At 60.1% G+C, this 12,441-nt stretch carries 13 protein-coding genes; 4 read left to right on the plus strand and 9 right to left on the minus strand.

Annotated features, from left to right (window positions below; genetic code table 11):
• Positions 1 to 234: 234 nt before the first annotated feature.
• Together BKX96_RS03055 and BKX96_RS03060 are read left to right on the plus strand one after the other, a co-directional pair.
• The gene (locus BKX96_RS03055; protein WP_046815194.1) at positions 235 to 1,293 is read left to right on the plus strand and encodes a Rieske 2Fe-2S domain-containing protein; all 1,059 of its coding nucleotides are present in this window, start codon (positions 235 to 237) and stop codon (positions 1,291 to 1,293) included.
• Between the two features lie 76 nt (positions 1,294 to 1,369).
• Positions 1,370 to 2,320, plus strand: a complete 951-nt coding sequence (locus BKX96_RS03060; RefSeq protein WP_077182661.1) for a PDR/VanB family oxidoreductase — start codon at positions 1,370 to 1,372, stop codon at positions 2,318 to 2,320.
• An 8-nt stretch (positions 2,321 to 2,328) separates the two neighbouring features.
• On the opposite strand, the gene BKX96_RS03065 is transcribed toward BKX96_RS03060, so the two are convergent.
• The 9 genes from BKX96_RS03065 to BKX96_RS03105 all read right to left on the minus strand — a co-directional run bounded on the left by BKX96_RS03065 (position 2,329) and on the right by BKX96_RS03105 (position 9,489).
• Positions 2,329 to 3,042 (minus strand): GntR family transcriptional regulator, encoded by a 714-nt coding sequence (locus tag BKX96_RS03065; protein ID WP_046815196.1) that lies wholly within the window; start codon positions 3,040 to 3,042, stop codon positions 2,329 to 2,331.
• 83 nt (positions 3,043 to 3,125) lie between these two features.
• A complete protein-coding gene (locus BKX96_RS03070; RefSeq protein WP_248686964.1) occupies positions 3,126 to 4,316 on the minus strand; it encodes an OprD family porin in 1,191 nt (396 codons plus the stop codon).
• A 126-nt stretch (positions 4,317 to 4,442) separates the two neighbouring features.
• Positions 4,443 to 5,777, minus strand: coding sequence for an MFS transporter (locus BKX96_RS03075; RefSeq protein WP_077182663.1), 1,335 nt, complete (start codon positions 5,775 to 5,777; stop codon positions 4,443 to 4,445).
• A 463-nt stretch (positions 5,778 to 6,240) separates the two neighbouring features.
• Positions 6,241 to 6,423, minus strand: coding sequence for a DUF1289 domain-containing protein (locus BKX96_RS03080; RefSeq protein WP_046815199.1), 183 nt, complete (start codon positions 6,421 to 6,423; stop codon positions 6,241 to 6,243).
• A gap of 2 nt (positions 6,424 to 6,425) precedes the next feature.
• On the minus strand, positions 6,426 to 6,797 hold the full coding sequence (locus BKX96_RS03085; protein WP_077182664.1) for a hypothetical protein: 372 nt from the start codon (positions 6,795 to 6,797) through the stop codon (positions 6,426 to 6,428).
• Complete coding sequence (gene dmeF, locus BKX96_RS03090; RefSeq protein ID WP_077182665.1) at positions 6,784 to 7,734, minus strand: CDF family Co(II)/Ni(II) efflux transporter DmeF; 951 nt, start codon at positions 7,732 to 7,734, stop codon at positions 6,784 to 6,786. Before dmeF ends, BKX96_RS03085 begins: the two co-directional genes overlap by 14 nt.
• A gap of 19 nt (positions 7,735 to 7,753) precedes the next feature.
• Positions 7,754 to 8,029, minus strand: coding sequence for a metal/formaldehyde-sensitive transcriptional repressor (locus tag BKX96_RS03095; protein WP_046815202.1), 276 nt, complete (start codon positions 8,027 to 8,029; stop codon positions 7,754 to 7,756).
• Between the two features lie 176 nt (positions 8,030 to 8,205).
• The gene (locus BKX96_RS03100) at positions 8,206 to 8,592 is read right to left on the minus strand and encodes a cupin domain-containing protein (protein WP_046815203.1); all 387 of its coding nucleotides are present in this window, start codon (positions 8,590 to 8,592) and stop codon (positions 8,206 to 8,208) included.
• Between the two features lie 72 nt (positions 8,593 to 8,664).
• On the minus strand, positions 8,665 to 9,489 hold the full coding sequence (locus tag BKX96_RS03105) for an AraC family transcriptional regulator (protein WP_077182666.1): 825 nt from the start codon (positions 9,487 to 9,489) through the stop codon (positions 8,665 to 8,667).
• Between the two features lie 257 nt (positions 9,490 to 9,746).
• Between BKX96_RS03105 and BKX96_RS03110 the strand changes: the two genes are divergently transcribed.
• On the plus strand, positions 9,747 to 11,249 hold the full coding sequence (locus BKX96_RS03110; RefSeq protein WP_077182667.1) for a sensor domain-containing diguanylate cyclase: 1,503 nt from the start codon (positions 9,747 to 9,749) through the stop codon (positions 11,247 to 11,249).
• Between the two features lie 304 nt (positions 11,250 to 11,553).
• Positions 11,554 to 12,417, plus strand: coding sequence for an MBL fold metallo-hydrolase (locus tag BKX96_RS03115; protein WP_077183123.1), 864 nt, complete (start codon positions 11,554 to 11,556; stop codon positions 12,415 to 12,417).
• Positions 12,418 to 12,441 lie beyond the last annotated feature (24 nt).

Below are 12,441 nucleotides of genomic sequence, written 5' to 3' on the forward strand. Positions count from 1 at the left end.
ACAGTTCGTCAGTAAGCTATCGATTATCGAGGCAGGCGTTGAAGCGGTTGGCTTCAAAAGTGTCATCCACGTAGTCAGGACCGACTTGGCGTGCCTCAGGTGTTCGAAGGTCGAATATCGGTGTTTTGGTTTTAATGGATCCATTAGAGTTGTCGGCGCCGTAAAAAGCTTGACGGATATCAGGTTTATCCGATCAAATGGATCCATAAAAACAAGCCTGTCCCGGAGAACCCTATGTATCCGAAAAACACCTGGTATGTCGCCTGCACCCCTGACGAGATCGCTTCCAAGCCTTTGGGGCGGCAGATATGCGGTGAGAAAATCGTTTTCTATCGTGGCCATGAAGGGCGCGTTGCCGCCGTCGAGGATTTTTGCCCGCACCGCGGTGCCCCGCTTTCGCTGGGTTATGTCGAAAACGGCAACCTGGTCTGTGGCTACCACGGACTGGTCATGGGCTGTGACGGCAAGACCGTCGAAATGCCGGGGCAGCGCGTACGGGGTTTTCCGTGCAACAAGACCTACGCCGTTGAAGAGCGTTACGGGTTCATCTGGGTCTGGCCCGGCGAGCAGGACAAGGCTGACCCTGCACTGATCCATCATCTGGAGTGGGCGGTCAGCGACGAGTGGGCCTACGGCGGCGGGCTGTTCCACATCAATTGCGACTATCGGTTGATGATCGATAACCTGATGGACCTCACCCACGAAACCTATGTGCACGCCTCGAGCATCGGCCAGAAGGAGATCGATGAAGCGGCGCCGGTCACCACCGTCGAGGGTGACGAGGTGGTCACCGCGCGGCACATGGAAAACATCATGGCGCCGCCGTTCTGGCGCATGGCCCTGCGCGGCAACAACCTGGCCGACGACGTGCCGGTAGACCGTTGGCAGATCTGCCGTTTTACCCCGCCCAGCCACGTGTTGATCGAGGTGGGCGTGGCCCATGCCGGCAAGGGCGGGTATCACGCCGAGCCGCAACACAAGGCCGCGAGCATCGTGGTCGACTTCATTACCCCGCAAACCGAGACGTCGATCTGGTACTTCTGGGGCATGGCGCGCAATTTCAATCCCCACGACGAAGAACTGACCGCCAGCATCCGCGAGGGCCAGGGCAAGATTTTCAGCGAAGACCTCGACATGCTCGAACAACAGCAGAAGAACCTGCTGGCCAATCCCCAGCGCAACCTGCTCAAGCTCAATATCGACGCCGGTGGTGTGCAGTCCCGTCGCGTGCTGGAGCGAATCATCGCCCGTGAGCGCGCGCCGGCTGCCGAGCTGATCGCCACGGCCAACTAGCCCTGGGGCGCTAAACCAGTCCTCTCCTATTGATCTTGTTCACGGCCACTTCGGTGGCCGGTCCTGAAGGTGCGCCATGATTGAAGTCGTCGTGACATCCCGCAACAACGAAGCGCTGGATATCTGCAGCTACGAGCTGGCCTGTGCACAAGGCGGGCAACTGCCCGGTTTCAGTGCCGGGGCCCATATCGACGTGCACCTGCCTGGCGGATTGATCCGCCAGTACTCGCTGTGCAATCACCCGCAAGAGCGTCATCGCTACCTGATCGGCGTGCTCAAGGACTCCGCCTCACGCGGTGGATCCCAAGGCCTGCATGAGCAGGTCAACAGCGGTGATCGGCTGTTCATCAGCGAACCGCGCAACCTGTTCCCGCTGGTAGCCGAGGGGCGGCGCAGCCTGTTGTTCGCTGGCGGCATCGGCATCACCCCGATCCTGTGCATGGCCGAGCAACTGGCCCACAGCGGTGCCGATTTCGAGCTGCATTATTGTGCCCGCTCCAGTGACCGCGCGGCGTTCGTCGAGCGACTCAAAGGGGCCTCCTTTGCCGATCGCGTGCACCTGCATTTTGATGAAGAGGCCGATTCGCGCCTGGATGCCGCCAGGGTCCTGGCCCATCCGCAGCCTGATGTGCACCTGTATGTCTGCGGTCCTTCGGGGTTCATGCAGCATGTGCTCGACAGTGCCAAGGCCCAGGGCTGGAGCGATGGCCAGTTACACCGTGAGTACTTCGCCGCAGCGCCGGTGGATACCAGTGCTGATGGATCGTTCCAGGTCAAGCTGGGCAGCAGCGGGCAGGTGTTCGACGTTCCGGCCGACAAGACGGTGGTCCAGGTGCTGGAAAGCCACGGTGTCGAGATTGCGCTTTCCTGCGAGCAGGGCATCTGCGGCACCTGCCTGACCCGTGTGCTGGAAGGGGTGCCGGATCACCGTGACCTGTTCCTCACCGAAGAAGAGCAAGCGGCCAATGATCAGTTCACGCCTTGCTGCTCGAGGGCCAAGACCAGGCTGTTGGTGCTGGACCTCTAACCCGCCGATCACTCGCCGCGCGCGATCACTTTCATCCGGTCGCTGTTGCTGATCGCACCGAAGACCTCGGCGTAACGCAGTGTGGCATTGGCGTGCTCACGCATGATGGCTTCAGCGCGTGCGCCCTGGCGGCTGACCAGCGCGTCGTAGACCGAGTGGTGTTGCATGTGCGCGAAGTTGAAGCGCCGATATTCGCGCGCCATGTCCTGGCGATCGATCGCCAGCGCTGACACTGAAGCGAAGGGGCGATGGTCGTTGCGCGCCAAGGCTTCGGCAATCGCCGGGTTGGCGCTGCTCTCGACGATTACCTGATGAAAGCGCATGTTGAGGTCGTGGAACGCCTCGAGGTCTTCTTCTGTCACGTAGCCTTTGTCGAACAGTGCATCGCCTTGCACCAGGCATTCGCGCAGCGCCGCCTGCGCTTGTTCACTCAAGCCGCGTTCGGCGCTCTGCCGCGCCGCCAGACCCTCCAGTACCCCGCGTACCTCCACGGCGCCGGCGATATCGTCAGCACTCACCGAGCGCACCTGATAACCCCGCCCGCCATGGCGTACCAGCAAGCCTTCCTGCTCCAGCGTGACGAAGGCCATGCGCACCGGCATGCGCGAGACGCCGAAGCGTTCCGCCGTCGGGATTTCCATCAGCCGTTCGCCGGCCGCCAGTTCGCCCGAAGCGATCATCTTGCGCAGTGCGACCAGCACCATTTGACCCGGTTTGCTCATGCAGGCGACTTCCAGTGGTAGGTTCGCCATAGTAGCGCAAGGAGGGGAGAGATACAGGGGCGACACGCGCCCCTGGCGGGGGATCAGAGTGACAGGGGGTAGCTGACGATCACGCGGGTCTGATCGAAGTCGCTGTTGAAACTGCGACGGTTGGTGGCGTTGTTGACCCGCAGGCTGAGGTTTTTCAGCGGGCCGCTTTGCAAGGTGTAGCTGACCTCGGTGTCACGTTCCCACTCCTTGCCATTGCTGCCGGCCTTGGTGGTGGCGTTCTCGCCGTGACCGTAGCGGGTCATCAGCAGCAGGCCGGGAATGCCGACGGCGACGAAGTTGTAGTCATAACGCGCCTGCCAGGAACGCTCGTCGGCGTTGCTGAAGTTGCCGTTGAACATGTCGTTACCCAGGGTCCGTCCACTGCTGCCGTACACGGACATCCAGCCGGTATCGCCGCTGACCTTCTGCAGCCCCAGGTACAGGGTGTGGCCACCCAGGTTGGCCGAGAACAGCCCATAGGCGGTATGGCTCTGCACGTTGCCGATCAGGGCGCTGCCGTCATCCTTGTCGATGAAATACCCCAGGTTCGCGCCGAGGGTCCAGTCACCGAATTTCTGTTTGTGCAGCAGGTTCAGATAGCTTTGCTGGTAGATGTCTTCCAGTTGCGAGTACCAGGCACCGATCTGGGTCTGTTGTTCGTTGAAGCGGTATTCGGCGCCCGCATAGTTGAAGCCGTCCGACTTGACGGTGGGCGCAGCCCAGGCCGAGAGGTCTTGCATGTCCGAGGAGTTGCGCAGGCTCACGGCGTTGTATTGACCGGCCTGCAGGCTCAGGCCGGGGAGTTCCCGGGACACCAGCATGGCGCCCTGGAAGGTCTGCGGCAGCAGGCGGCCGTCGTCGTAGCGCAGCAGGGGAATATCCGGCATCAGTTCGCCGAGCATCATTTCGGTGTCGGAAACGCGCATTTTCGCCGCCAGCCCCGCGCGCCCGTAATCGTCGGCGGCGCGGCCATCGTCGTGCACCGGCAGCAGCTCCGAACCGCTGCGTTGCGGACCGCTGTCGAGCTTGATGCCCAGCATCGCGATACCGTCGAGGCCAAAGCCGACAACCCCCGGGGTATAACCGGAACTGAACTTGAGGATCGCGCCCTGGGCCCATTCTTCGATCTTGCTCTTGCTGGCACCGGGATCGTTGAAGTCGCGATTGAAGTAGTAATTTCGCAGGGTCAGGCTGGTCTTGGAATCTTCAAGAAAACCGCTGCTTTGAGCTTGCACCGAAGGCATCAGGGCAAGCGCTATTGCACCGCCGAGCAGGGCCCGGGGAGGGAGAGGAAAGTAAGTCATTATTGTTGTTTTCCTGGAGGATGTTGTCAGCAGCGAGGGCAGGGCCTCGCTACTGCTTTGTAATGGTCAAGCCTGGCTGGGTTGGGCGGCCGGTTGCGCCGGTGCCTTGGGCCGCAGTTGCAGCAACACGGCGGCGGCAATCACGAAGACCACGGCAAACACCCCATACAGGTGCAGTGGCTGCCAACCGCTGTCGAGCAACAGGCCGGCGACGGTGGGCGACAGGATCGCGCCGATGCGCCCGATACCGATGCCCCAACCGACCCCCGTGGTGCGCACGGAAGCGTCGTAGACAATCGGCGACAGCGCGTACAAGCCCGCCACGCAACCGTTGGCGAATAGTCCGATCAGCAGGCCCAGGCCCAGTGCCATGGATACCGATGAAGCGGAGCCGACAAACAGCACCAGCAGGCCCGCGGTAATCAGCATGAACAGCGACAGCACCCGGGTCAGCCGCCAGCGCGAGGCCAGGCCGCCAATCAGCGCGGCGCCGAAGATGCCACCGACGCTCAGCAGCACGCCGCCGCTGATGCCTTGCTGTGCCGACAGACCTGCCGAGACCAGCAGCTTCGGCGTCCAGCTCATCACGAAGTAGAAGCCGAACATCACCAGGAAGAACAGCAGCCAGATCAACAGGGTGGTGCGCCGTGAATCCGGCGAGAGCAACTGCGCCAGGCGTCCACGACCTGAAGTTGGCGCCGAGAGGGCCACGGGCAGATCGCGCAATGCGGGCTGGCCGAGGCGGGCGGCCAGGCGATTGATGCGGACCAGGGCATTTGCGGGGCGACGGGCGATCAGGAAGTCCAGCGATTCAGGCAAATACAGCAGCACCAAAGGAATCACCGCCAGGGTCACGGCGCCCCCGAAGATGAACACCGAACGCCAGCCAAACTGCGTCAGCAGCCACACCGACAACAGCCCGCCCAGGGTCGCGCCCAAGGCATAACCGGTGGATTGCAGGCTGACCGCCAGCCCGCGCCAGCGTTTGTTGGCATATTCACTGGCAATCACGTTGCTGCTGGCCAGGATTCCGCCGATCCCCAGGCCGGTCAACCCGCGCAGCAGCGCCAGTTGCAGCGGCGTCTGGCTGAGGGCCGACAACAGCATGCCGGCACCGGAAAGCAGCAGGCAAAACAGGATCAATGGCCGACGTCCATAACGATCCGCCCACGGCGCAATGAACAGCGAGCCTGCCGCCATGCCAAACAATCCGGCACTCAGCAGCAAACCGATCTGCGCGCCATTCAAGCCCCATTCGGCAGACACCGAGGAGGCCGTGAAAGCCATCACCAACACGTCGAAGCCATCGATCATGTTCAGGACAATACAGATGCCCACGGCCAGCCATTGGAAGTGCGCCATGGGACGCTCATCTACCACGCGCTTCAGGTCGACACTCATGGCTGCCCCTCGAGACGAGGCTGGCTAAAGGTAAAGCGAGAAAGGCACACGAAGGTGGGTGCAAGCCGAAGCTCGAACCCGATTGAGAAGTCATTCATCCCGACACCCTTGTTATTTTTATGAGCGGGCAGGCGCTGTACCTGACACCGTACAGTGCCAGTCAATCAATTTATGGATCCATTGAGAAGTGGGTTGTGAGGTTTTTTTATCTTTTTATTTTTTATTTTTTGCTTTAATTCGTTATAAAACAAATAGTTATCGTGTTTTATAAAGTGTTCGATTATCGGCCATTTCAACTTTTTTCGATGGTTTTTTGATAAAGGATCCATTAATTCCTGATTTCCAGCCCGGGCAGCTTGTCGGACTTGTACGTCATGGCGCTGGCAACGGACTCGGTACGCTGGCTGTGTTCAATGTGGCACCGGTGTTGTGCCTGTTGCATCGGGCTCGAAAACCATACAGTTCACCCGCGTGATTTCTTCAGCCCTTTCAAACGCGCTTTAGCCCTTTGTACCGCGGCCATTTTTTCCGGTCGCTTCATGCGTTTCCACTGCCTGATGTCGTCTTTGCTGCGCCCGCAGCTCACACACAGGTCGCCGCTCAACTGGCAAACCGAGATGCATGGGTTTTCGATTTCCTTGGCCATTGTCAATAACCCTTGGACACGCTGAATTGCGCCAGGCGCTTGTGCCAATCGCCACCCTGGGTGCGTTGGCACTCCTCCTCAGAGTCCAAGCGCACAGTGCGATCTGAGGGCACAAGATCGATGTCTGCCTCCTTCAGCGCGATGGCCGTCAGCTCAAGAATCCGCACTTTCGCGGTAGTCTCGGCGAGTTTCCTGTCGGCCAGCGTTTCGAACACCCAGGTCACTTTCAGCGTTAGGGCAAGCGCGTTCAAGTCAGCCGTATGGGTGAGCCAGGTAAAGCCCTTGATTTCAGATTTTGCTGTTTCGCAGGCGTCGGTCAGTGTCGCTATCAAGCGGCGCTCGATCCGTGCAAGTTCACGTTTACCCAAGGGCATGGCGAGCTCCTTCAGATCGAAACTCGACCGTCAAGTGGCTGACTTCGTGAACAGGCTTCAATCGTTCACGAATGCTCTCGGCGTCTGCTGTGGCCTGGCCAATGACGCTGACGATCGCGGCATGCGCTTGTGGCCCAACCCGCCAGACATGCAGGTCAGTGATGGTGGCATCGCCAGGCCTCTCAACCAGCTCGCGGATTTCCTCTGCGACGAGCTCATCGGTTTGATCGAGCAATACGCTGGCGGTGACGCCCATCAAGCTCCATGCCCAGCGTGCGATGACAATGGCCCCCACGATGCCCATTACCGGATCCAGCCATACCCATCCGAGGTATCGGCCAGCGAGCAATGCCACAATGGCCAGGACAGACGTCAGCGCGTCCGCCACGACGTGGAAGTAGGCTGATTTGAGGTTGTTGTCGTTCCCGTGATGTCCGTGGCCATGATGGTCATGGTCATGGTCATGGTCATGGTCATGGCTGTGACCGTGGCCAAGCAGAAGCGCGCTCACGATGTTGACGATCAGGCCGACAATCGCAATGAGCGTCGCCGTGCCGAATTGAACCTCAGTCGGCTGCAAGAGCCGCATGACCGACTCTATTCCGACCGCCAGGGACACCACGCCGAGAATCAGCGCCGATGCGAACCCGCCCAGGTCCCCAACCTTTCCGGTACCGAAGCTGTAACGCTTGTTCGAGGCGTGGCGCTTTGCGTAGCCGTAAGCCGCCACCGCGATACCCAACGCACCGGCATGGGTCGCCATGTGGAAGCCATCGGCGAGCAACGCCATCGAGCCCGTGATGTAGCCGGCGGTAATTTCACCCACCATCATCACCAGGGTAAGCGCCACGACCCAGAGGGTGCGCTTGGCATTCTCATCGTGGGAGGCGCCAAGAAATACGTGGTCGTGTACGTGATTGAGGCTGGAGTTGTTCATGAAGCGGTACCTGTCGACTTCATTTTGAGTAGCGGCGAATGGCTTCAAGCAGCTCTTCGACACCCTGGTTGCGTTCCGCTTCGCTGAGCGCAGGGTTCGCTACATGCTCGCGGGCGTGATCCTCGATGATTTCCTCCATCAATCCGTTGATAGCGCCGCGTGTGGCAGCGACCAGATGCAATGTTTTCGCGCAGTCGAGATCCGATTCCAATGCGCGCTCAACGGCCTGGATTTGTCCGGCGATGCGTTTGACGCGCTTGAGGAGATCGTCTTTGTTGGCAGCAATATGACCCACGGTATACCCCCTTTACCTGTGCAGATTTAAGTATAGGTATACCCCCTATACCTATGCAAACTCCGTGAGTGCAGAGGCGGGCTTTTCGACCCTTTGTCGCCTCTCGGGTCAGCCCGCCTTTTAGGGGCTCTACTTTCAGTCAGGCCTGCAGTGGCACCCCGGCAGGTGCCGTCGACTCAAATCCAGACGTCGTTCAACGCCGTCCGCTCGCCACCTTCGTGACCGGTATTCAGAACCCCTCGCGGCTCGATCATCATGATTTTCGTTTCTCCGTGCGCTGCTGTCCTGTGCTCCACTCCACGCGGCACGACATACAGTTCACCCGGGTGTACATGAACGCAGCCCTGCGCCAGATCGATGCGCAAAATGCCTTCGAGCACAAGGAATGCTTCATCAGTCTCCGGGTGCGAGTGCCAGACGAACTCACCTTCGATTCGCACCACCTTGAATTGGTAGTCGTTCATTTCTGCGACGACCCTTGGGCTCCACTGTTGCTCGATCAGTGAAGCCTTTTGGGCCAGGTTCACGGGGTGTGGTGCGCGTTGCTGATTGAAGTCGGACATGACTGATCCTCTGTAGTTGAAGTGGTCAGCCTATCCAACGAAAAGCCTGCAGCTCTTGTACGATCCTGCAAGTCAGCAGGCAGGACGCAAGCGTTCAAGCCAGCGCAAAGGCGACACGCCGTAGCTGCGAGTAAAGTGCCGGGTCATGTGGCTCTGATCGTGAAAGCCTGCGGCCAGGGCGGCATCGACCAGCGTGAAGCCATCGAGGATCAGCCGACGAAAACTGTCCAGGCGCCGAAGCGTGACAAAGCGGTAGGGACTGGTGCCGTAAAGTGCCCGGAAGTCCCGTGACAGACTCCATTGTTCACGCCCACTGGCCTTTTCCAGCATCTCCAAGGTAATGCCCTGGTGAAGGTGCTCCATGATGAACGCCCTCGCGCGCTCGGCCGAGCGGTAATCAAGGCGTTTGCGGCCGCATGGTTTGCCACCGACCGCACGCAATGCCATTGCCAGGTCGTACAGGGCGTCCTGCTCCTCAAGACTTTCCAGAGGATGATCCAGTGCCTGCACGAAGGCTTCACTGGCGCGGTACAGGCGCAGGTCGGATGACAGTCCGCCAGCAATGAAGGGCAACGGCTCACCGCCGAGAATGTTTTGAATAAGCGCCGGATCGATGTAGGCCATGCGGTAGCGGAAACCCGCATCAGTACCCGCCATGCCGTCATGGATTTCGTCAGGGTGCAGCACAAGTGTGTTGCCCGGCACGCCGTGGCACAGCGCGCCCTTGTAGTGAAAACTCTGCACGCCAGCGAGGGTGCGGCCGATCGAGTAGGTATCGTGGCGATGTGGGTCGTAGCCATGGCTGCCGAACCACGCTTCGATGCGTTCCACGCTGCCAGGTTGAGCGCTACGCATGACCCAATCTGAGGTGGCTGGCCGACCTGCTGTTCCTTTCATGATCAGATTTTTCCGCGGGTGCCATCTTGTAGGGTATACGGCATCTAACGTGCGCAACTATACCGCTGCCTCGGTTCAATTGTCCTTTGAGCGTTCGTTACGGGTCGAAATCAGCTCCGGTAAGCAGCGCCTCATCATTCAGTTGCTGCAGCGTTTCACCTCTACTTGTATCCTTGTTCAAGGACGAATGGCTGCCGCTATGGGCCTGGCCCGATAGTCGCTGGAACGGAAAAGCGGACTTTCCATAAGGTAGTAATGTGAAGCGTGATACCCATCTTGTTGTGCTGTTGCTGCTGGTTATCGGTTGTTCCCTGGCGTCACTGACTGTCTGGAAGGTAGTGGCCTCTCGAGAACAGGCGTTGCAGGACGTGGATGTCCATGGCTTGAACCTCACCCAGGCGCTCGCGACTTACTCCGAAGGCATTGTCCGGCAAAGCTCGCTGCTGTTGCTCGGGCTTGTCGAACGCCTGGAAACCGAAGGCAGCGGCCCTGCGCAGATTGAGCGGCTCAGTGCGTTGGTCGACCGGCAGGTGCCGCTGATGCCACAGCTCAGTGGCATCACGATCTACGATAATCAGGGCCGCTGGTTGATGTCTTCCAACCGGCCGATTCCAGTCGGGGCGAACAGCACTGATCGTGACTATTTCATTCATCACCGCGACGACCCCTCCCGCGAGATCTTTATCGGCCCGCCCATCCAGAGCCGTTCCAATCACGAATGGGTGATCACCGTCAGCCGTCGTTTCAATGGTCCTGGCGGCGAGTTTGCCGGCGTCGTGGCGGTCACCTTGGGGGTTGAAAACTTCCTGCGCCTGTTTGGCAAGATCGACGTCGGGCAGGAGGGCGCTATCGGCTTGTCCTATACCGACGGTACGTTGCTGGTTCGTTATCCTTTTCGCGAGCAGGACATGGGGCGCAATTTTTCCAGGTCGCCCATCTTCGCCAAGTACCTCGTCGATCGATCAGTCGGCACCGCGTCGTTTGCCTCCAGCCTGGACGGCGTGGAGCGGCTTTACGCCTTCCGCAAGAGTGAGCTGCTGCCGCTGGTCACGACCGTGGCACTCGGCAAGCACGAAGCCCTCGCCGCGTGGCGAACCGAGGCCTTGCTGTCCGCGGTGGTGGTGACGGGGCTGCTGGGACTGACCGGTCTCATCGGTTGGTTCCTGATCCTGGATATCCGTCGGCGTACCCAGGCCGAAGATCGGTTGCGTGGGGCCCAGCAGCAGTTGCTCTCATCGAATCGGCAACTCGAGCTGCTTGCCATGAAAGATGCCCTTACCGGTTTGGCCAATCGGCGCTGCTTCGATGAGAGCCTTGCCATGGAAGCCCGGCGAGCACAGCGTGAGGGAACGTCGCTGGCCTTGCTGATGATTGATATCGACTACTTCAAGCGCTTCAACGACTCGCTCGGGCATGTGGCTGGCGACGCCTGCCTGCAGACGGTGAGTCGAATTTTCGAGGCGTGCGTGCGGCGGCCGTCAGACCTGGTGGCACGTTTTGGCGGAGAGGAAATCGGCATCATATTGCCAGACACCGACGGTGACGGTGCCGCGGTGGTGGCGCAGCGTATCCTCGATCGTTTGCAACAGGAGAATATAACGCACCACTCCAGCCCGTTCGGACGGCTGACGGTGAGCATCGGCATTGCTGCAGCCACGGGGTCCCAGCTGGACCCTCTGCAAGCCTTGGTCAAGCTGGCAGACCAGGCGCTGTACAACGCCAAGGCGTTGGGGCGTAACCAGTTTGTAAGGGGCGGGTGAAAAAAGTAGGAACAGAAAATTTTCGATAGAGGAGGGTGACCGCCCACTCCATCAAGGCATTTCTGCTCCTACGAAGCTTGTGAAACGAGAGTCAGGCTTGATGATGGACAACCAGGGCGCCCGGCGAAACCACCTGTAATGGGTAGGGGTGGGCAGAAGTCAGCATTGTCGCCCGCAAGCGTGGATGAGCCGGCCCACCCCACGCGGGTGGGTCGGTGTCGGGTGGCCATGGCGTAACCTGCAACCCTGATTAGAGGCCTCGTGCGCAGTGTGCGGGGCTGTCAGGAGCAAGGGGTTGAGCGTCGTGAGTCGTAGCATTTCCACTCTGGCAGGCACCCGTCGCAAACTGGACGGCGGCGTTCTGTTCGGCCATACACCGCGGCAGAAATGGTCGCAATGGATGACGCCAGACCTGGACAACCGGGTCGACCTTGCGTCACGTGCATTGCTGGTGCAGCAGGAGGGGAAAAACATCCTCGTGCTGGCCGGTGCCGATGCATTGCTGGCGCCGATACCGCGTGCCTGCCGCTGCCAGCCATCCGTTTCAGGGTTGCTGGAAAGCCTGGCGCAGCATGGCCTGGGCGAGGACGATATCGATGCGGTGGTGCTGACCCACCTGCATGCACCCCTGTCCGAAGAGCTGCTTGAGCGGGTCAGGGAAGGGGAGATGCCACGGCTGCTGTTTCGCAAGGCGCATTACCTGGTGGGCGAACGTCACTGGGTGCGTGCACGCCAACCCCACCCACGTGATCGGGAGTTGTTCATCTCGCCGCTTTTGCATCGCCTGGAAAACAGCGGGCGGCTGATCCTGATCGATGGCCATAGCTGCGACCGCCTCGGTCACGGCTGGCATTTTCATTTCAGCGACGGCTACACACCGGGGCAACTGTTGCCGGAAATCCTGCTGCCGGGCGGGCCTGTGGTGTTTGTCGGCGAACTGATCCCGGGAACGCACTGGCTGAGCCTGAACGTCAACAGCGCTTATGATCGCTACCCGGAATGCGTGGTCGGCGACAAGGAGCGCTTGCTCGATCATCTGGTGGCTACACGGGGTCGCCTGATCTTTTCCCAGGACCCGGACGTTGCCATGGTCAAAGTCATGCGTGACCGCCAGTCACGCTACATACCGTTCGATCCCTACACCTCGTTGAGTCGATTCGACAGCTGAGAGCGCCGTTTCACATAGGGCGCA

The sequence above is a fragment of the Pseudomonas putida genome, assembly GCF_001976065.1.
GTDB lineage: Bacteria > Pseudomonadota > Gammaproteobacteria > Pseudomonadales > Pseudomonadaceae > Aquipseudomonas > Aquipseudomonas serbica.